The 19123-nt window shown below is 66.8% G+C and carries 18 protein-coding genes; 14 read left to right on the top strand and 4 right to left on the bottom strand.

Annotated features, from left to right (window positions below):
- Positions 1 to 161 precede the first annotated feature (161 nt).
- The 4 genes from BLU18_RS00255 to BLU18_RS00240 form a co-directional block, all read right to left on the bottom strand.
- Positions 162 to 2285, bottom strand: a complete 2124-nt coding sequence (locus BLU18_RS00255) for a CHAT domain-containing protein (RefSeq protein ID WP_092629694.1) — start codon at positions 2283 to 2285, stop codon at positions 162 to 164.
- A gap of 52 nt (positions 2286 to 2337) precedes the next feature.
- On the bottom strand, positions 2338 to 3051 hold the full coding sequence (locus BLU18_RS00250; protein ID WP_092629691.1) for a DUF7504 family protein: 714 nt from the start codon (positions 3049 to 3051) through the stop codon (positions 2338 to 2340).
- An 82-nt stretch (positions 3052 to 3133) separates the two neighbouring features.
- Positions 3134 to 4273: a pyridoxal phosphate-dependent aminotransferase gene (locus tag BLU18_RS00245; protein ID WP_092629688.1), complete on the bottom strand. Its 1140-nt coding sequence runs from the start codon at positions 4271 to 4273 to the stop codon at positions 3134 to 3136.
- Positions 4270 to 4758, bottom strand: coding sequence for an Lrp/AsnC family transcriptional regulator (locus BLU18_RS00240; protein WP_092629685.1), 489 nt, complete (start codon positions 4756 to 4758; stop codon positions 4270 to 4272). Before BLU18_RS00240 ends, BLU18_RS00245 begins: the two co-directional genes overlap by 4 nt.
- 144 nt (positions 4759 to 4902) lie before the next feature.
- Here BLU18_RS00240 and BLU18_RS00235 point away from each other — a divergent pair, with 144 nt between their 5' ends.
- The 14 genes from BLU18_RS00235 to BLU18_RS00170 all read left to right on the top strand — a co-directional run bounded on the left by BLU18_RS00235 (position 4903) and on the right by BLU18_RS00170 (position 18677).
- Positions 4903 to 6702, top strand: coding sequence for a vWA domain-containing protein (locus tag BLU18_RS00235; RefSeq protein ID WP_092629681.1), 1800 nt, complete (start codon positions 4903 to 4905; stop codon positions 6700 to 6702).
- Entirely contained in the window at positions 6702 to 9077 is a 2376-nt protein-coding gene (locus BLU18_RS00230) for a VWA domain-containing protein (RefSeq protein ID WP_092629679.1), read from the top strand. Before BLU18_RS00235 ends, BLU18_RS00230 begins: the two co-directional genes overlap by 1 nt.
- Positions 9074 to 9712 (top strand): chromosome partitioning protein, encoded by a 639-nt coding sequence (locus tag BLU18_RS00225; RefSeq protein WP_092629676.1) that lies wholly within the window; start codon positions 9074 to 9076, stop codon positions 9710 to 9712. Before BLU18_RS00230 ends, BLU18_RS00225 begins: the two co-directional genes overlap by 4 nt.
- A 61-nt stretch (positions 9713 to 9773) precedes the next feature.
- Complete coding sequence (locus BLU18_RS00220; RefSeq protein WP_143025201.1) at positions 9774 to 10646, top strand: DUF7502 family protein; 873 nt, start codon at positions 9774 to 9776, stop codon at positions 10644 to 10646.
- On the top strand, positions 10643 to 11596 hold the full coding sequence (locus BLU18_RS00215; protein WP_092629671.1) for an AAA family ATPase: 954 nt from the start codon (positions 10643 to 10645) through the stop codon (positions 11594 to 11596). Before BLU18_RS00220 ends, BLU18_RS00215 begins: the two co-directional genes overlap by 4 nt.
- Positions 11593 to 12450, top strand: a complete 858-nt coding sequence (locus BLU18_RS00210) for a DUF58 domain-containing protein (protein ID WP_092629668.1) — start codon at positions 11593 to 11595, stop codon at positions 12448 to 12450. Before BLU18_RS00215 ends, BLU18_RS00210 begins: the two co-directional genes overlap by 4 nt.
- A 42-nt stretch (positions 12451 to 12492) precedes the next feature.
- Positions 12493 to 13509, top strand: a complete 1017-nt coding sequence (locus BLU18_RS00205; protein WP_092629664.1) for a carbohydrate kinase family protein — start codon at positions 12493 to 12495, stop codon at positions 13507 to 13509.
- 123 nt (positions 13510 to 13632) lie between these two features.
- On the top strand, positions 13633 to 14055 hold the full coding sequence (locus tag BLU18_RS00200; protein ID WP_092629661.1) for an EamA family transporter: 423 nt from the start codon (positions 13633 to 13635) through the stop codon (positions 14053 to 14055).
- A gap of 51 nt (positions 14056 to 14106) precedes the next feature.
- Positions 14107 to 14658 carry a thioredoxin family protein gene (locus tag BLU18_RS00195; RefSeq protein WP_092629659.1) on the top strand — a complete coding sequence of 184 codons (552 nt, stop codon included), beginning with the start codon at positions 14107 to 14109 and terminating at the stop codon, positions 14656 to 14658.
- Between the two features lie 81 nt (positions 14659 to 14739).
- Positions 14740 to 14940, top strand: coding sequence for a hypothetical protein (locus BLU18_RS00190; RefSeq protein WP_092629654.1), 201 nt, complete (start codon positions 14740 to 14742; stop codon positions 14938 to 14940).
- A 93-nt stretch (positions 14941 to 15033) separates the two neighbouring features.
- Positions 15034 to 15924 carry an ABC transporter permease subunit gene (locus BLU18_RS00185; RefSeq protein ID WP_092629651.1) on the top strand — a complete coding sequence of 297 codons (891 nt, stop codon included), beginning with the start codon at positions 15034 to 15036 and terminating at the stop codon, positions 15922 to 15924.
- Positions 15921 to 16679, top strand: coding sequence for an ABC transporter ATP-binding protein (locus BLU18_RS00180; RefSeq protein WP_092629648.1), 759 nt, complete (start codon positions 15921 to 15923; stop codon positions 16677 to 16679). Before BLU18_RS00185 ends, BLU18_RS00180 begins: the two co-directional genes overlap by 4 nt.
- Positions 16676 to 17251 (top strand): DUF8130 domain-containing protein, encoded by a 576-nt coding sequence (locus tag BLU18_RS00175; RefSeq protein ID WP_092629645.1) that lies wholly within the window; start codon positions 16676 to 16678, stop codon positions 17249 to 17251. The genes BLU18_RS00180 and BLU18_RS00175 overlap by 4 nt, the downstream gene beginning before the upstream one ends.
- A 343-nt stretch (positions 17252 to 17594) precedes the next feature.
- Positions 17595 to 18677, top strand: a complete 1083-nt coding sequence (locus BLU18_RS00170) for a PQQ-like beta-propeller repeat protein (protein ID WP_245697832.1) — start codon at positions 17595 to 17597, stop codon at positions 18675 to 18677.
- Positions 18678 to 19123: the final 446 nt, after the last annotated feature.

Raw genomic sequence — 19123 nt, 5'->3', positions numbered from 1 at the left:
GGTCCGTTCACGGCTGATGGCAACGGCGGCGCTGTCTCAGGTCCGTTCACTGCTGATGGTAACGGCGGCGCTGTCTCGGGCCCGTACACAGCTGATGGCAACGGGGGAGCAGTCTCCGGTCCCTACACTGCAGACGGCAACGGCGGCGCCGTCTCCGGTCCCTAAAGTTTCGAGAAGTCGAGTTCGTCGCTCCAGACCAGCGAGCCGTCGATTTTCACCGGTACTGTTTCGAGCGAGAGGAATTGCTGTACCTCCTCGCGTGTCATCTCGAACGTCTTCGAGGTGCCAGACCAGAGGTGATACTGGTCCTCGTCGTCTATCCACGGCATCACCATACTCCCCATCCCGACGCGAGTCGAGGGGTGAGTCTGCCAGTCGAGTTCGTACTGGTCGCCGCCACACCGCCGAACCACGCAGACGTTCGGCGGTCCGCCGTCCGTCCGGGCCAGCGACAGGCTACTGTCGCCGATGATTGTGTACTGGTCGCCGATGACTGAGTCGTCGCGAGCGACTTCAAGGGCGCTCCCGACGGTGAAGCCCCGATTGAGGAGGCGGGCAAGCATCCGGCCCATCCGGACCGCGCCGCTGTTGATGACGTCCGAGAGCGTGACGATGCCGGCGATGGCGCCGGCTTCGATGAGGGCCGACCCCTGCTCGTAGGACTGACACGCGTTGAGTAGGAAGGCGTCCGGCCCGGCGGCCCGGAGCGTCGTCGCGTCGAGTTTGCCGTCGGCGCACTCGAACCCCTCGCCGTCGATGTGTCCGATGTAGTGGAGGAGGTCGGCCTCCGCCGAGAGCACCTCGCGGAGTTCTGCCCGCGTCAGGTCGTGATGGACCTGGACCTCGAAGGGGAGTTCGTCCCGCGAGGCGTACACCTCGTCGACGATGTCGCGTTCGTCCGCCATCCGAAGGTCGTTACAGACGACGGTGATGCCGATGTCGCCGTCGGCCGGGGTGCGGTCCAAGCGGTTGTAGAAGGCGTTGGTCGTGGCCTTGCTCGCGCCGATGGGGGCGCCGTCGCCGACCCAGGACTGTTCGAGCGAGTCCGCTGCCTCGGGTTGGACGTACGAGCGCGTGGGGTCGTCGGCCGCGGCGCTTCGGGTGAAGGCAGCGTCGCGGAAGAACTCGTTCGCGGCCGTCGTCTGGACTTCCGAACTCGGCTCCGGTTGGCTCTGGGGCGTCCGCACGACGGCCAGGTCGTTGGTGACGAAGGGCAGGAGTTCGACGTTCTCGGGGTCGGGGGCGACGTGCGACGTGAGTCGCCACTCCGGCAGTTCGTCCTCCACGGCCCCGAAGGGGACGGAGAGATACTCCGCCAGTTGCGTCGCCAGCGGCTGGTCGTACAGCCATTCGAAATCGAGGTCCAGCGACGATTCGATGGCCTCGCGTTCGTGGAGGTCGACCGAGTAGTACCCCTCCGTTCGCGTCACGCAGTCGAGGAAGAACGTCTGCTTGAGGACGCGTTCTACCTCCGTCTCGAAGCCACGAACGGTGTCGAGGTCGTGTTCGAAGCCGTCGTCGGTCACCAAGCGCGGTCGGTCGCCGGGGACCACGTCCGCCGCGACGTAGTACGCGAGCGGCGCGGCCACGTAGATGGACTCGTACTCCGGCGGCAGTTCGAGTCTGACGCCCGTGTCGGGGGCGTCGACGCCGTCGGGGACGTGGAGTCGCTCGCCGAGTTCGACCAGCGGCGGATGCCCCCGGAGTGTCGGATACGACCGCTCGGGCGAGGTGGTCTTCAGCGCCGAGGAGAACGTGGAGACGGCGGTCATCACGTCGAGTGGGTCCTCGGTCGTGGTGAGCGTCGCCGCCGGTCCCTCGTGGTGAGAGCGGGCACCGACCCCGACTTCGCGCGTGCCGTCGAACTCGATGTGGGTTCGCGTTACGTCCGAGGAGACGGTGACCGCCCCCTCGACGCGGAGATACATCTTGATGGGGCCACAGAGTTCGAGGCTGTACGTGCCGTGGGGGAACTCCTCGTGGGCGGAGTGTTCCGTCTCGGCGAGCATGGTGCCCGTCTCGTCGCGGACGTAGACCGAGACGACGGTCGGGAGGGTTATGGACGCGGCGTCGACCGTCACCGCGGCGTCGACGGGGAATCGGTGGTCATCGGTGGCGGCGGGCGTCGGGGAGACGGGCCGGTCGGTGAACAGTCGGAACTGATTGCGCTCTATCAGGTCCGACACCATCAGGCCCGGCCGGTCGTCGAGGGGCGAGAACGCGACTTCGAGGGTGTCCTGCTCCGTCTCGGAGCGGTCCGACGCCGACCGCTCGGTCCGACTCATCGTACCTGTACGTCAGTCGTCGTGTACAAAAGCGTATTGCTGGTTCGTTCCATCACGTCGAGCGGTCAATCGGGAGCCAGTCGGACGTGAGGTCACGGTCACGGAAGTGCCAGCGCTGGTCGAGATTACCCCCGTCGATACGGAGTTCGACCGTCGCGTCGAACAGCGGCTGGAACAGCCGGACGATTTCCGAATCCAGCGCCCGCGGCAGTCGGAAGTGGACGAGTCCCGAGACGGCCCGTGCCTGTGCAATCGTGAGGTGCAGGAAGCGAAAGGCCGCCTCGCGTCCGTACGTCGAGAGGAGCGTCGGCAGGCAGTCGAAGGCCATGCGGAACTCCGCGGGCGCGAGGCCACCCGCGAACAAGTCGAACTCGTCGATAACCTCTGCAATCGTGCTCCCGAGTTCGTAGACCGTGCCGTCGACGACGTGTGTCCGGGGAGACACCTGGTCGAGCGGACGGTCGGCAGCCGCCGACCGCGCCGCCTCGCCACGCGTGACGAGACGAGCGTATTCGGAGGACAGCGGCCCCGTCTCGCGGAGTCGACTCACGCCGTTCACCTGATTCGGCTCCGGCGTCACGACGAGTCGTCGTCGCGGCGGGTCGGCGGACGGGTCGCCCAGCATCGTCGCTGATGCGTCGGCGAACATCTCCTCGGGGACCGAGCCGACGACGAGCAGCGCGCTCCCCTGCTCTTTCAGCGTCGCAAGAGCGTGCGCGAAGCTAACGCCCTCGTCGTCAGGCCCCATCCCGCCACCCGCAACCATCAACTGTCCGAACGGAACGCCGACAAATAATACTTCTTATCACAGAATCAGCCGTAATATTCGGGCGTGGTCACGCCGCCGCTCAGCGTTCCTCGAGGAACGCCTCGATGCGGTTGAGCGCTTCCTTCAACTCCGACATCCCCGTCGCGTAGGAGACGCGGAGGTGACCGTAGCCTTCTTCGCCGAAGACGCGTCCCGGAACCAGCGCGACGCCCTTCTCGTGGAGCAAGTCCTCCGCGAACTGCTCGTCGTCGTAGGGCGCCTCGGGGAACGCGTAGAACGCGCCCGTCGCCTCGAAGCAGTCGAGGCCCATGTCGCGGAACCGCGAGATGACGAACCGGCGGCGACGGTCGTACTGCGTTCGCATATCGACCACGTCGTCGTCACACGTCTGCAGGGCTTCGAGCGCGGCGTACTGCGCCGTCGTCGGTGCCGAGAGCATCGTGTACTGGTGGATGCGGTTCATCGCGTCGATGGCGTCGCTCGGCCCGAGGGCGTACCCGAGTCGCAGCCCCGTCATCGCGTAGGCCTTCGAGAACCCGTTGAAGACGATGGTGCGCTCTCGCATTCCGGGCAGCGTCGAGATGGACGTGTGCTCGCCTTCGTAGGTGAGCCCCGCGTAGATTTCGTCGGAGAGCACCGTCAGGTCGTGCTCGCGTGCGAACTCCGCGATTTCGGCGAGTTCGTCCTTGGTGGCCGTGGCCCCAGTCGGGTTGTTGGGGTAACACATCATCAGCACCTCGGCGTCGGCGGCGCCGGCCCGTTCCAGGTCGTCGTAGGTGAGCACGAAGTCGTTCTCCACACGCGTGGAGACGGGCAGGGGTTCGCCGCCCGAGAACCGCACGCCCGGGCCGTAGGAGATGTACGCCGGCGACTGGACGGCCACGGCGTCGCCAGGGTCGACGACAGCGCGGAGCGCCAGGTCGACGGCCTCGCTCGCGCCCGTCGTCACCAGAATCTCCTCGTCCGGGCCGTAGTCGAGGTCGTAGCGCGTGACGTGCTCCGAGATGGCCTCGCGGAGCTCGTACATCCCGCGGTTGGTGGTGTAGGAGGTGCGTCCGCGCTCCAGCGAGTGGATGGCGGCGGCCCGCGCTTTCCACGGCGCGCTGAAGTCGGGTTCACCCACGCCCAGCGAGATGACGTCGTCCATCTCCTCCGCGAGTTCGAAGAACCGACGAATGCCCGACGGGGGCGTATCTCTGGCTCGCTCCGACAGCTTCATGGCGAGACTGAGAGCCGGTCGTCGTCGTCGCGTTCGGTGAACTCCATGCCACGGTTCTTGTACGTCTTCATGACGAAGTGCGTCACCGTCTGCGTAACCTCCGGAATCGGTGCGATCTGTTCGGAGACAAACATGGAGACGGCGCGCATCGACTCGGACTCGACGGTCACGTCGAAGTCGTAGTCACCCGAGACGAGGTGGAGTGCAGTGACCTCGTCGAACTTCGTGATGCGGCGTGCGACTTCGGCGTAGGTGGTGTCGCGGTCGAGTTCGAGGTTGAGCTCCACCTCCGCGGTGACGTGGTCCTCGTCGACCTTGCTCCAGTCGACGACGGGCTGATAGCCGAGAATCGAGCCGTCGGATTCGAGCTCTTCGAGCATCTCCTCGACCTCCTCCTGCGAGCGGCCGAGTTGTCGAGCGATGGTTTCGGTGTCCTCACGAGCGTCGTCGAGAAGCAAATCGACTAGCTCCCGTTTAGCGTCCATACGTGAGGGTGGGGAGCCTCAGTAAAAGGGTTTGCTCACGCGTCAGTATCCGTGTGGAACGATGGTGCCACGACTCGGCCGAGGAGTGCGTGTTTCGCCCGAGGGCGGCGAAAGATGGATACGGAGTGACACCGAGTTGCGGACATGGCCCTCGCAGACGTCTTTCTCTCGCCGCTGGGGTTGGTCGCCCTGCTGGCCGCAGTCCCCATCGTCGTCCTCTATCTGGTCCAACCCGACCCCCGACGGGTCGAACTCCCGACGCTCCAGTTCCTGCTCGACGAAGACGAACGCGACGCGTCGAACCCGCTGCTGGAACGCCTCCGGCGCAGTCTCCTCCTCCTGTTGCAACTGCTCGTCGTCGTCGCCCTCGCGGCGGCGCTCGCGGGTCCCTACGTCACCGTCTCGGAGAGTCAGACCGTCGAGGAGACGGTCATCGTCCTCGACGGGAGCGCGAGCATGGGCGTCGACACCGGCGACGGCACGCGCTTCGACGACGCCGTCGCCGCCGCCCGCGACTCAACGACCGGCACCAACGCCGTGGTCTTCGCCGGCGCCGAGAGTCGAATCGCCCTCCGCTCGGGCGGGAGCGACGAGGTGGACCGCACCCTCGACGGCCTCTCGGTCGTCGACACGCCGACCGACCTCGGCACCGCCATCTCGCAGGCGGCGTCCATCGCGGGCGAGAACGCGCGAATCGTCGTCCTCAGCGACTTCGCTGACGACACGGGCTGGACCGACGCGGTCCGGTCCGCCCGCGCCCGCGGCCTCGTCGTCGACCTGCGTCAGTTCGCCGAGGGCGGCGCCGGCAACGTCGGCATCGTCGACCGCTCCTTTTCCGGGAACGAGGTGACGCTCTCGGTGAAGAACTACGGCACCCAACAGGTCACCCGGACGGTGACGCTGGGTGGCCGACAGCGCTCGGTCACGCTCGGCCCGGGCGACGTCGAACGCGTGACCCTCGCCGTGCCCGGTGGCGGCGGAGAGGCGCGCCTCTCGCCCGGCGACGACTTCCCCACCGACGACACGGCGTTCGTCGCCGCGCCCGCCGACCCGACGGTGGACGTCCTCCTCCTCACGAACGACCGAAACCGGTATCTCGCGGCCGCGCTCTCGGTCATCGACGAGGTGAGTCTGACTGTCGACGAACCGCCGACGACCATCGAGGACGACTACGACGTCATCCTCTACAGCAATCTCGACGCCGAACGTCTCCTCCGGGGGAACGTTGAGGCCGGCCGCGACGTGGTGGAATCGGGTGGCGGCGTGGGCGTCCTCGCACAGGATTCGCCGCCGAGCGCGCTCGCCGACCTCCGTCTCCTGTCGCCGTCCGGCGTCGGCACCAACCCCTCGATTGGCCGCGTGGCGACCGACGAACTCACGCGGGAGGTCGACTTCCCGCCGCCGGAGCGCTACCAACGGGGGACGCTCCAGGCCGGCACGCCGCTGGTGACCACCGGGAACGGGACGCCGCTGGTGGCCACCCAGTCCCGCGACGGCGGGCGCGTCCTCTACTACGGCTACGTCGTGAACGACGACCCGTTCCGCTTCAACTACCAGTACCCCGTCTTCTGGAAGCGGGCGACGTTCTATCTCGCCGGTCGCGAACCCCTCTCGTCGCTGAACCGAGAGACGGGCGCGCGCCTCCAGTTCGCGAGCGAGACGCGCGTCGAGACGCCGGACGGGACCGTCGAATCGACCGTCGTCTCGCTCGATCAGGCAGGCTTTTACACGACTCCCAGTCGCCGCGTCGGCGTCTCGCTGTACAGCGAGACGGAGTCGAACGTCACCGCCGAGTCGCTCGACGACCGGACCGAGGAGACGGGCGTGACCGCCCGCGAGGAGGACCGACAGGTACCGCGGCCGCTGACGCCACTCGTCGCCCTCGTCGGCCTCCTCGTCGCCGTGGGTGAAATCGCCTATCTCCGCAGGCGAGGTGACCTGTGATGTCGGTGGCGTTGCAGGCGGTGCGGACGACGGTCGGTGACACCGTCGTCGGCGTCGAGCGCCCCCTACTACTGCTGGCGCTTCCCGTCGTCATCGCCGCGCTGGTCCTGCTCGTTCGCTACCGGGTGCGCGGGACGGCGTCGACGCGGAGCCGGCGCCTCCTCCTCGCCTCCCGGGTGGTGATGGCGACGCTCCTCGTCGTCGCCGCGGCGGGACCGTTCACCGTCGTCACGATGGAGACGCAGGGCGACCCCTCGGTCTCGCTGCTCGTCGACCGCTCGGACAGCATGGCCGTCTCGCCCGTCGACGCGGAGGGACTCGCGGCCGACATCGAACGTGAGGGCGTCCCGGTGACGGTGTCGACTATCGGTCAGGGGACGAACTCCCGCGTCGGCGACGGTATCGCGGCCAACCTCCGCGAGAACGGATCGGTAGTCGTCGTCTCGGACGGGCAGGTGACGGGCGGCCAGCGCCTGACGGAGACGACGGAGTTCGCTCGGTCGCTCAACGCCACCATCAGCACCGTCCGGACCGACCCGACCCGGACCGAACGCTACGTCACGGTGTCCGGACCGAGCAAGGCCAGCGTCGGCGTCGAGAGCAGCTTTCTGGTGCAGGTCGAGGGCGTCCAGACCAGCAATCCGGTGACGGTGAGCGTCGAAATCGACGGACAACCGGTCGCCACGGAACAGATTGCCGAGGGCGAGGGGAGCGTCTCGGTCGACCACACCTTCGAGTCGACGGGCGACCACGAAGTGACGGCCGAAATCGACGGGGACGACGTGTACTCGCAGAACGACCGGGCGCTGAAGACCGTCCGCGTCGTCGAACAACCCCGAATCCTCTACGTCTCGCGAGGCAACTACTCCCTCCAACCGTATCTGAACGAACTCTACGACGTGGAGACGGCCGAGTCGGTGCCGTCGAACCTCGACCCCTACTACGCCGTCGTCGTGCAGAACGTCGCCGCCGACGACATGGGGAACGTGGACGAACTCCAGCGATTCGTCATCGACGGCGGCGGACTGCTGGTCGCCGGCGGGCCCAACAGCTTCGAGAACGGCGGCTACGCCAACTCCTCCATCGCCGCGACGCTCCCAGTCACGTTCGGCGAGTCCACGCCGGGGAGCGCGCGCATCGTCATGCTCGTCGACGTCTCCGGGAGCGCAGGGACGGGCATGGAGGTACAGAAAGCCATCGCCCTCGACGCCCTCTCGCAGCTCGACGACGAGAACACCGTCGGCGTCGTCGGCTTCAACCACCAGGCGTACAGCGTCGTCGAGCCAGCCACCCTGAGTCAGAATCGCGACACCGTCGAGGACCGCATCCGCCGACTGCGGGCGGGCGGCGCAACCAACATCGCCAACGGCCTCCGTGGCGCCGAGGAGATGCTCGGCGGCCAGCGCGGGACGATTATCCTCATCAGCGACGGCGCCGACACGGAGAGTCGGTCGGACGTGGTGGCGAGCACGCTCGGCCGGCAGGGGATTCAGGTCGTCGCCATCGGCGCCGGACGGAACGTCAACGAACGCGTCCTCCGGCGGGTCGCGGAGGAGTCCGGCGGCAACTACTTCCGCGCCAACGAGACGGACCGCCTGCGACTCCTGTTCGGCGGCGGGAGCCGCCAGTTCCAGGGCGATGGCCTCACCGTCGTCGATTCGAGTCACTTCATCACCAGCGGCGTCACGCTCGAATCCAACCCCGGGCAGGTCAACGACGTGTCGATGCGCCCCGGCGCGAACTTCCTCGTCGCCACGCCGGACGGCACGCCCGCTGTCGCCTCGTGGCGGTACGGACTGGGGCGGGTCGCCACCATCACCACGTACGGTTCGGACGGCGGCCTCGACGGCTTGCTCCAGCGCCCCGACTCCCTGCTCGTCTCGAAGTCGGTCAACTACGCCATCGGCGACCCCGAGCGCAAGGCTTCGGGCGTGACGGACGTGTCGGACACTCGCATCGGCCAGCCGACGACCGTCGTCTACCGCGGCGAGCGCCCGCCGAGCGGGACGACCCTCACGTTCAGCGCCGTCGACGACGGCGTCTATCGGGCGCAGGTGACGCCGACGGAGGTCGGCTTCCACGACGCCGCGGGTGCGACGTACGCCGCGAACGCCCACGCGGAGTACGCGGGTTTCGGCACGTCGACGGCGCTGACCGAGGCCGTGCGGTCGACGGGCGGGCAGCGATTCGACCGCGGGCAGACCGCCCAAATCGCCGCGTTCGCCCGCCAGCAGTCGACGCGCGTCCGAGACGTTCGGCAGACGTGGGACTGGGCGTTCGTGGTCGCCGCGCTCCTCCTCTTCGTGACCGAGGTGGTCGTCCGGCGGCTTCAAGTGTACAACGGGCGTACGAGCAGGGAGAGTGGTCTCCCATGAGCCTCATCGGTCGGTCGATTAATCTGGCGCTCGCCCTCCTCGTCTGCGTGTCCGTCGCGGGCACGGCAGGTGCGACGCTCTACTACCAAGAGTCGGTCGAGCAACTCGACTCCGAGAACAGCGACCTGGAACAGCGGAACGAACAGCTGCGCGAGGACCTCGAAGAGACGCGACAGGAGCTCCAAGCGACGCGCGAACGCCTGCGCGAGCTGAACGAGAGCCTCGAAACCACCCGGAGCGACGTCGGGCAGGTGTCGGAGAATCTCGAAGAGACCGAGGGACAGCTAGAGTCGACGGAAGACGAACTGTCTTCGACCCGGCAGGACCTCCAAGCCGCCCAGAATCGCGTCCAAGAGCTGGAGGGTCGCGTCGAAACCTTGGAAGACCGGAATCAGGAGCTGCAAACGAGGGCCAACAACCTCGAATCCACCAACCAGGACCTGCGCGCGGAGCGCGACGACCTCCAGCAGGACGTGGACGAACTGAGCGACGAAGTGAACCGGCTCGAATCTGATGTCAGCGAACTACGGACAAGGAACGAACAACTCCGACAAGAAAACGAGCAACTTCGAGATGCACTCGCGGAGGCCTGTGCTGCCATCCCACCGAACGAGACCAAACCGAGTGAGTGCTGATATGGCCGGCGCAACGACCACCGAAAGAAGTGACTCAGAGTCTGCGGACGACCCGGCCGAGATGCAACGCATACGCCGCGCGCTCCGAGAGATTCGACGCGAGGGGTGGAAGGTGGCGGTCATCTACGCCATCGTCGACGCGACGCTGGCGACGCTGCTCGCGAACCTTCTCGTGACGGTGCTGGGCGGCGTGCCGGGCCTCCCGGCCCGCGTGCCGATTCCCGAGGCGGTCCGTCGCGTCCTGCGCGAGACGGCGGGCATCACGCTCGCGGAGCCGACGGTGTCGAGCGCCGCCGTCGTCGGCGTCGCCGTCGGCTGCCTCGTCTTCGGCGCCGACGTGGCGTTGCGGGTCCGGCGCCCCCTCGTCGAGCAGTTCGAGGCGGCGAATCCCGAACTCGCGGAGTCGCTCCGGACCGCCCGCGACGCGGTTCGCGCGGACCGTCACTCCCGGATGGCCCGGCGGCTCTACGAGGGCGTCCTCGATGACCTCAAGCAGTCCTCAAGCATTGGCTTGCTCGACCTGCGCCGCATCGCGGTATCCGTCCTCCTCATCACGGCGCTGAGCGTGGGGACGATTCAGTTGGCGGTCGTCGACCTCTCGATTGCCGGCCTCGGACCACAGCCGGGAGCGACGGCCCCGGACGGCGGCACCGACACGGAGTACGGCGGTCTGCAGGACGGGTCGTCCATCCTCGGGGAACCCGAGGACGTTCCGGAGGGCGAGGAGGACCTCGACACAACCATCGACACCAGCGGATCGGGGAGCGGCGGCGGGACGGACGCGTCGGCGACGGCCTACGAGGACAGCGGGTTCGCGGGGGCAGACACCGTCGAGAGCCAGCGGGCGGGCTACACCGAGAGCGAGCAACTGGAAGACGCGGAGCTGATTCGAGAGTACAACCTGCGGATACGAGAGGAGACCGACGACGAATGAGCGACGACACAGACATCGACCGGCTACAGCAACGACTCGAAGGCGTCCGCGAGGAGGTCGGCAAGCGCATCGTCGGCCAACACGAGGTGCTCGAACGCCTCCTCGTCTGCATCCTCGCGGACGGGAACGCCCTCCTCGAAAGCAACCCCGGTCTCGGGAAGACGACGATGGTCCGGACCGTCGCGGACGTGACCGACCTCGACTTCTCGCGGGTGCAGAACACGCCCGACCTGATGCCCTCGGACATCACGGGTACCGAAATCATCCGGGAGTCGGAGGGGAACCGCGAGTTCGTCTTCGAGAAAGGTCCCATCTTCGCGAACGTCGTCCTCGCCGACGAAATCAACCGCGCGACGCCGAAGACACAGGCGGCGTTGCTCGAAGCAATGCAGGAAAAGCAGGTGACGGCGGCCGGTGAGACCTACGACCTCCCGCGGCCCTTCTTCGTCCTCGCGACCCAGAACCCCATCGACCAGGAGGGGACGTACCCACTGCCTGAGGCCCAGACGGACCGCTTCCTCCTGAAGCTCGTCCTCGATTACCCCTCCTACGAGGAGGAACAGGACATCGTCCGACTCTACACCGAAGGCGGCGGCGGGTCGGTCCCGCCGGTCGAGAAGGTACTCACGCGCGAGGAGATACGGCAGATTCAGTCGCTCGTCCGTGAGGTGCCCATCGCCGACGACGTGCGTGACCGGGCGATTCAGTTGGTGCGAGCGACTCGCGAGGCGGAGACGGTCGAATTCGGCGCGAGTCCGCGCGCGAGCATGGGACTGGTGCTCACCGCGAAGGCGCGGGCGTTCCTCCACGGCCGCAACCACGTCTCGTGGGAGGACGTGGAGGCGATGGCGCCGCCGGTCCTCCGGCACCGCATCCTCCTCGATTTCCGCGCGGAGCGTGAGGGACTGACGACCGACGACGTCATCGCCGACCTCGTCGACGAGGTATGATAGACCCCGACTTCCTCGACGAACTCGGCCGCTTCGAGGCGTCGCTGGACCAGCAGACGACGGCGATAAAGAAGGGGGAACAGGAGTCGCCGAACGTCGGCGAGGGACTGACCTTCAGCGACTACCGCCGCTACGCCCCCGGCGACGACACGCGACTCATCGACTGGCGGCTCTACGCCCGCACGGAGGAGTTCTACATCAAGCAGTTCGAGGAGGAGCGCAACCTGACGGTCCACGTCCTCCTCGACGCGAGTGCGTCGATGGACTTCGGCGACGGGGACGAACGCAAGTTCGACTTCGGCGCCAAACTCGGCCTCGGCTACGCATATCTCGTCGCCGAAGCCCACGACGACTTCCGCTTCTCGCTGTTTCGGGAGCGCCACGAGCGCATCGACACGGGGAAGTCGACCCGCGGCGAGGTGTTGGCGCTCATCGACCGCCTCAACGAATCGGCGGTCGACGGCGAGACGGACTTCGAGACGGCGCTGACGGAGTACGCATCGTCGATTCGGTCCCGGTCGCTCGTCGTCGTCGTCACCGACGGCATCGGTGACCTCGACGGCCTCGAGACGGGACTGGCCTCGCTCGCAGGCAACGAAGTCGTCCTCGTGCAGGTGCTCTCGCCGGACGAACTCGACCCCGACGTGGCTGGCGACACCATCTTCGAAGATTTGGAGACGGACCGCTCGCGCCGAACCTACTTCGGCGGTCGCTTGGCCGAGACGTATCGCACCCGCGTCGACGAGTTCGTCGACGACGTGGGCGACCGGGCGGAGGACCTCCGACTCACGCACCGACTGGTGGCGACCGACGAGGACTTCTTCGACGCCTTCACCTCCATCTGGGTCGGGTAGAACCCACGGAGTTTTGCGCCCACCCCCGCTACGGCAGGGCGAATGCCGTACGACGAACTCGCCGACCGTCTGTCGACTCCACTCGACCCAGTTCGCGTCGGCGCCTTCCCCGACGGGAGCGTCGACGACTACCACCGCATCCGGGCCGGCGAGTCGTCGGTCGACTCGCGGGAGGCGTTCGCCGCCGAAATCACCGCTGGACGCGACTCGTTCGTCCGCGACCACGTTGCGACCGACGCGGGCGGCCAGTCGGTGAACGCGGCCCGACAGGCGGCGGCGCTCGGCGACGACGTCTGCCTCGCGGGCCATCTCGACCACGCCGTCTTCGACTTCGACTTCGAGACGGTGTCGATGGGGGCGCCCGCGAGCGTTCACGTCACCCTCTTCGATGCCGACGACGTGATGTTCGTCGAGGAGTCCGCCGACCTCGAAACGTGGTCGTTCGCGGAGCTACGGGCCGCACTCGGCGAACGACTCGACACCTTCCTCGAACGCGATGCGCTCTGTTGCACCAACTGGGCGTCGGTGCCGGGACTGGGGTCGGCGTTCGACGAGATTGCAGCGCGCGACCCGGACGGGAACGTGTTCTGTGTCGACCCGGGCCCCATCTCGACGGCGCAAGCGGGCGACTTGCTCGACGCCCTCGAACGACTGGACGGCGCCTACGACACCGTGTTGAGCGTGAACGAAGACGAGGCGGGGCGATTGGCCGAGACTGTGGACCGCGGGGACGCCGACCCGACGAGCGCGGCGGCACTGGACGCGATTCGGGCGGCGGCGTCCGCGGCGGGCGTCGTCGTCCACGGCGTCGACGCCGCGACGGCGACGACGCCGGACGGCCGCGTGTCGGTGCCGACGCTCGAAACGGAGCGCACGCTGACCGAGACGGGCGCGGGTGACCGATTCAGCGGGGGCCTCGCTCGGTCGCTCGGCGCCGGGTGGGAGTGGGACGTCGCCCTCGCGATGGGCAACGCCTGTGCCGGCCACTACGTCTCGGGACAGGGAACCGGCGGGGTGGCGGAACTCCGCGACCGAGTGCTGGCCGACCGGCCCCGATAGAGAATATCGTACCCGTTTACCGGCGTATTGCCGAACGGGGCGGCGACACGCTGGTTGGCGTACGATACTCACGACGATAACCGGAATCGAAATCCTATACTGTCGCCACGGCGGCGTACGACCATGAACTACGTCCAGTGGTCGATTCTGGCGCTGTTGTCGTACTCGGGTGTGGCACCGCTGATCGGGTTCGCGACGACGGGCGACCCGAAGATTCCGAGCTTCGTCGCCGCGCTCATCAGCAACGGACTGCTCGTGGTCGCCACCATCGGCGTCGTCCTCTACGAGGGGCAGTCAGTGGCGACGTATCTCACGCATCCGAAATCGCCGTATCTCTACCTCGCGGGCGTCTGCCTCGCCGTCGGCATCCTCGCGTACTACCGGGCGCTCTCGCTCGGCCCCGTCAGCGCCGTCGTCCCCATCTTCGGCACGTTCCTCGTCGTCAGCTCCGTCTTCGGCATCCTCTTTCTGAACGAATCGCTGACGGCGCGCAAAGCGGCCGGCATCGGCTTCGCGATGGTCGGTATCTACCTCGTGTCGGTGTAGGTCGTTGCCGCTGGCCCACAGTATTTGGGCGGGGCGGCCGTATTGGCGCATATGGCACTCCAAGAGTCCGACTCCGAACTCGAGACGGGCGACGCCGCGCCCGACTTCGAACTGCCCGGCGTCGACGGCGAGACGTACACGCTCGACTCCTTCGACACCGACGCCTTGCTCGTCGTGTTCACGTGTAACCACTGCCCGTACGCGCAGGCGAAGTTCGACTTGCTCAACGACGTGGCACGCGAGGACGACGTGACCGTCGTCGGCATCAACGCCAACGACGCCGAGGAGTACCCCGAGGACTCCGTCGAGAAGATGCAGGAGTTCGTCGAGACGGGCCGCGTCGCCTACGACGCGTACCTCCGCGACGAGTCGGCGGACGTGGCGCGAGCCTACGGCGCCGTCTGCACCCCCGACCCCTTCCTCTTCCGGCGCGAGGACGGCGAGTATCGCCTCGCCTACCACGGCCGCCTCGACGACGCGATGGGCCCGGACGAAGAGGCGACCGAGTTCTACATCCGGCAGGCCATCGATTCGGTCCGTGCGGGCGAAGCGGTCGACATCGACCCCGGCCCGTCGCGTGGCTGTGGCATCAAGTGGCCCTGAGGCAGTTATCGGCGGCACCCCTCCTCTCCGTCCCAGTAGCGCCTCGATATCCGTAAGTGGAACCCCCACGAAGTGAGAGATATGCGCGACGCCCTCCGCCGAGTCGCTATCGGATTGTACTTGCTGTGGCTACTACTCGTCGTACTGCTCATCCTCGGCCGCTACACCTCGTTCCCGTTGCTCGATGCCGTTCGCTCGGGCGTCGTCTTCGGTGCGGCCGTGTTGACCGTCGTGGGGGCCGGTCAACTACTCCGGGAAGGATATCGACGAGTCGCGGGCTGAGGGCCGCGCTCACGACGACTGAGCCGAACATCGCCGAGCAAGTGGTTATCGATTCGACAAGATATAATGGGGTGAAGTGGCTTGGACGGCCCGATGCGTTGGTCCCCCCTCGCTCGCAAGGAAGCCCGGACAGTCGCAACGTCGAAGGGAATCTGGCTCCTCGCCGTCCTCCTCGTGCCGTGGGGCTATCGGCCGAGTTACGTCGGCTGGGACGGCCTCGGGGCAAACATCACGGCCGGCTACGTACAACTCGCCGGGACGGGGCTTCTCCCACTCGGCGTGTTGCTGTTGAGCTACCAATCCATCGTCGGCGAACGAACCTCGGGGAGTCTCAAGTTCACCCTCGGACTCCCGCTGACGCGGACGGACGTGCTCCTCGGAACGGTCGTCGGCCGAACCGTCGGCATCGCCGGGCCCGTCACGCTCTCCTTCCTCGTACTGGCCGGCATCGGCCTCCTCGACCACGGCGCGTTCGACCCGCTTCCCTTTCTCGGCGTCGTCTTGGTGACGCTTCTCTACGTGGGCGTCCTCGTCTCCATCGCCGTGTCAGTCTCCGCGATGGTCGAGCGAACCGTCACGGCCGCGGGCGCCGTCTTCGGCCTCGTGTTCCTGCCGTTCGTCGTGTTCTGGTCACGGCTCGCGACGGTGGTCTTCTCGGCGGCGACTGGGACCGCCGTCAATCCGTTCGAGCCACCGGCTTCGGGGCCGCTGTTCCTCTTGCATCGGCTCAATCCGGGTGGCGCGTACCACGTCGTCTCGAACTGGGTGCTCGGCGTCGGGAACTCGGCGAACACGTACAGCACCGTCCTCAGCGAACTCCAGCCACAGGTGTCGACGAACGCGCTGGTCGTCGAAGCGACGTTTCAGCCGGGAGCGGTCCCCGGCTATCTCCACGAGTCGGTCGGCGTGCTCGTGCTGTTGGCGTGGCTGGTCGCACCGCTCGGACTCGCTCGCCTCGTCTTCTCGCGGGGTGATGTGGCGTGACCGACGCGGTCATCGAGACTGAAGGCCTCACGAAGCGGTACGGGTCGACGGTCGCAGTCGACGACCTCGACCTCACGGTCACCGGAGACGAAATCTACGGCTTCCTCGGGCCGAACGGCGCCGGGAAGTCAACGACCATCGGGATGGTCATGGACTACGTTCGCCCCACGGCGGGCCGCGTGCGCGTCCTCGATGGTGACCCCCGAGCCGACGCCGTCGAGATACACGACCGGTTGGGCATCCTCCCGGACCGGTACGACCTCTACGACGGTCACACCGCCCGCCAGCACCTCGACTTTGTCATTGACACGAAGCGCGCGAGCGACGCCCCCGAGCAGTTGTTGGCCCGCGTCGGCCTCGACGATTCGAGCGACCAAGCCGTCGACACGTTCTCGCAAGGGATGGAGCAACGGCTGGCGCTCGCGATGGCGCTCGTCGGCGACCCCGAGCTACTCGTCCTCGACGAACCGTTCACCGGGCTCGACCCCCACGGCGTCAGGACGGTCCGCGAAATCGTTCACGAGGAGAACGACCGCGGGGCGGCCGTCTTCTTCTCCAGCCACGTCCTCGGACAGGTCGAACTCGTCTGTGACCGCGTCGGCATCCTCCACCACGGGCGCCTCGTCGCACAGGGCACCGTCGACGAACTCCGTGAGCGAACGGACGTCGGCGGGGACGCCTCCGTCGAGGAGGTGTTCGTCTCGATAACCGACGAGACAGCCGCAACCGACGGGCGAGCCACGGAGGGACGATGAGACGGCGCGCCTTGCTCGCCGCCGCGGGCACCTCGCTAGCGAGTCTCGGCGGCTGTCTGGGCGCACCGGAGTACACGATTACGGACGTGACGGTAACCTCGACAGCGCCGTTCGAGTTCGACGTGACAGTCGTCGACCCCGACGCCATCGTCGAACACCCGGCGGAGTTGGAGTTCGAAGTCCGCAACGGAAGCGACCGACCGCTCCGCGTGCGGAATACGGGCGTGTGGCCGTTCGGACTGCTACAACTCGTCTACTCGCGCGAGGAGTCGGCGGCTGGCACGATACTCTGGACGGAGCGGTACGAAACCAGTCAGTACGTCGACGCCGAGAACCGGAGCAGCTACGGCGTCGAATCGACGCCGCTCGTCCGAGCCCTCGACGCCGGCGACACGGTCAGCGAAACCTACGAACTGCACGGCGACGGAGTCCACGAAGCGGGCACCGCGTACGTCATCGGCGAGTTCGAGTCGCCGGTGTTCGAGTATCAGCGTGACGGCGACGACGACTGGACCGCGTTCACACCCACTATCGAAGTGGCGATTGCCACTAAAGAGTGGGTGTCGCTGTAATCGACGCTGGGTAACAACGGGCGAGGCGATGAAGTCGCTACTCGAGCCGAGACCCACGCGGCGCCGCAGCGTGGTCTGACACACCCAGCGCGTTACCGAATCATAAGATATCCTGTCAATTGCAAATCTGGCGCAGCACACATATGATGGTGTTCCGACAGACCACAACGTGAAGCCCTCCAGAATCGACGAGACAGCGCCCAATCCGACGCCACGAAACACGGTGAGTACGAGACGCAGAACGCTTCTGACGGCAGCCATCGCCAGTGTCGGCCTGAGCGGGTGCCTCGGGAACCGTAATCGGTCCCTGCCGTCGACGCCGTCAGGTTCGTGGCGACAGTATATGCACGACGAGGAGAACACGGGAACGTCGGAGGCGACTGCACCGCCGCGCGGGAATCTCGCGTGGACGTCGGACGCGTTCACGCGTTGGCTACCGGTCACGGCCGACGGGGACGTCTACATCGGGAATGTCGACCCGGACCCCGCTCCGAAGATAGTCGGACTCGACGCGACGGACGGCACCGAGCGCTGGCGCGTCAGTATCGAGGAGGCGTCCCACTACACGTCCGCCATCGTGGGGGAGTTGCTAGTTGCCGCGTACGGAGACCGAGTAATCGCGCTCGACCGTGAGTCGGGCGACCGAGAGTGGACAACGCGACTCGCTGGTACCGTCTCGCGTACCGAGATCACGGCCGTTCCCGAGGCGACGCTCGTTCTGGTTCCCGAGGAGTCTGGACGCGACGCGTCTCTCACGGCGCTCGACGCTACGACGGGCGAACAGCGGTGGTCCGCGTCGCTCGTGGAGAGTGCCGTCGACGCTCCCGCGATTCGAGAGGACGGTGTGTTCGTCGCCGCAGATTCGGAACTGTCTCGCTTCGACGTCGCGGACGGGAGCCGAGTGTGGCAGCGGAGCGTCGAGAACGCTGCGCTCGGTCCGAGACCGACCGAGACGGAGCTCGTCGTCGCCGCCGACGGCGAACTCACCGTCCACGACGCCGACACCGGGGAGCATCTCCGGGTACTCGACAGTTACGAGGACGAGGTCCACGGCGTCGCACTCGCAGACGGTGCCGCGTACTGGCTGACTGCCGAGACTCTCGCAGCGATTGCCATCGACGACGGCACCGTCGAGTGGCGACTCGAAGCCGAGGGCTGCCAAGCGGGGCTCTGTGTCGGGCAGGACGCTATCGTCGCTCCCGTTCAATACGAGGAGTTCGACCTCGAAACCACGTGGCCCACGATTGCCGCGTTCGACCGCGAAACGGGAGAGATACGCTGGTATTACCACATCGACGGGTTCGACGTGTTGTTTACGACGCCGCCCGTGTTGGTCGACGGCGCCGTCTACGTCGCCGCCAACACCATCGACAGTATCGGTGCGCTGGGAGACATTCCCCCGAGAGACGAGTCGGGCCTATTCTAAGGAGGTGCGCTCCGAGAAACCAGTACGCGGGTTCGATATATCGACATACGATTTATTTGTCGAACACGCCGTCATCAGCGCTCTCGATGCAGACGGCTCGCACCACTGGAGAACGTTTCTGACTCCCACGTGACTCGGAGAATACGTGCGACGACTCACCACACCGATTCTGTTGGTCGTGGTCGGGTCGGTGCCTCGAGTACCGTCGCCGCCGCGCCACGAATCGGCCCCCGAGCAACTAGCCATCGTTTGCACGCTTTTCGCCAGCAGTGCCTTCCTCGGAATGGGCGGTATCTGGCTCGTCCGAGACACGGAAGAGTACGTTCGGGTCCCCGCGACGACCCCCTTCTGCTCGGTGGCGACGCAATTCTCGTCGCTATCGCGACGTTGCGGCCACTCCGAGAGAGATAACGCAGGGATTCAGAGTCGTCCTCGTGGGTATCGTA

The organism is Haloplanus vescus (genome assembly GCF_900107665.1).
Taxonomy (GTDB): Archaea; Halobacteriota; Halobacteria; order Halobacteriales; family Haloferacaceae; genus Haloplanus; species Haloplanus vescus.
The sequence above is the reverse complement of the archived record's forward strand: the minus strand, read 5'-3'. Positions and strand labels throughout refer to the sequence as shown.

What these genes read in the sequence shown, in the direction of transcription:
- BLU18_RS00250 (WP_092629691.1), bottom strand. Translation starts at nt 3,051, where the DNA reads ATGGTTGCGGGTGGCGGGATGGGGCCTGACGACGAGGGCGTTAGCTTC.
- BLU18_RS00170 (WP_245697832.1), top strand. Translation starts at nt 17,595, where the DNA reads ATGCACGACGAGGAGAACACGGGAACGTCGGAGGCGACTGCACCGCCG.
- BLU18_RS00255 (WP_092629694.1), bottom strand. Translation starts at nt 2,285, where the DNA reads ATGAGTCGGACCGAGCGGTCGGCGTCGGACCGCTCCGAGACGGAGCAG.
- BLU18_RS00195 (WP_092629659.1), top strand. Translation starts at nt 14,107, where the DNA reads ATGGCACTCCAAGAGTCCGACTCCGAACTCGAGACGGGCGACGCCGCG.
- BLU18_RS00245 (WP_092629688.1), bottom strand. Translation starts at nt 4,273, where the DNA reads ATGAAGCTGTCGGAGCGAGCCAGAGATACGCCCCCGTCGGGCATTCGT.
- BLU18_RS00185 (WP_092629651.1), top strand. Translation starts at nt 15,034, where the DNA reads ATGCGTTGGTCCCCCCTCGCTCGCAAGGAAGCCCGGACAGTCGCAACG.
- BLU18_RS00225 (WP_092629676.1), top strand. Translation starts at nt 9,074, where the DNA reads ATGAGCCTCATCGGTCGGTCGATTAATCTGGCGCTCGCCCTCCTCGTC.
- BLU18_RS00210 (WP_092629668.1), top strand. Translation starts at nt 11,593, where the DNA reads ATGATAGACCCCGACTTCCTCGACGAACTCGGCCGCTTCGAGGCGTCG.
- BLU18_RS00215 (WP_092629671.1), top strand. Translation starts at nt 10,643, where the DNA reads ATGAGCGACGACACAGACATCGACCGGCTACAGCAACGACTCGAAGGC.
- BLU18_RS00220 (WP_143025201.1), top strand. Translation starts at nt 9,774, where the DNA reads ATGCAACGCATACGCCGCGCGCTCCGAGAGATTCGACGCGAGGGGTGG.
- BLU18_RS00240 (WP_092629685.1), bottom strand. Translation starts at nt 4,758, where the DNA reads ATGGACGCTAAACGGGAGCTAGTCGATTTGCTTCTCGACGACGCTCGT.
- BLU18_RS00235 (WP_092629681.1), top strand. Translation starts at nt 4,903, where the DNA reads ATGGCCCTCGCAGACGTCTTTCTCTCGCCGCTGGGGTTGGTCGCCCTG.
- BLU18_RS00200 (WP_092629661.1), top strand. Translation starts at nt 13,633, where the DNA reads ATGAACTACGTCCAGTGGTCGATTCTGGCGCTGTTGTCGTACTCGGGT.
- BLU18_RS00205 (WP_092629664.1), top strand. Translation starts at nt 12,493, where the DNA reads ATGCCGTACGACGAACTCGCCGACCGTCTGTCGACTCCACTCGACCCA.
- BLU18_RS00175 (WP_092629645.1), top strand. Translation starts at nt 16,676, where the DNA reads ATGAGACGGCGCGCCTTGCTCGCCGCCGCGGGCACCTCGCTAGCGAGT.
- BLU18_RS00230 (WP_092629679.1), top strand. Translation starts at nt 6,702, where the DNA reads ATGTCGGTGGCGTTGCAGGCGGTGCGGACGACGGTCGGTGACACCGTC.
- BLU18_RS00190 (WP_092629654.1), top strand. Translation starts at nt 14,740, where the DNA reads ATGCGCGACGCCCTCCGCCGAGTCGCTATCGGATTGTACTTGCTGTGG.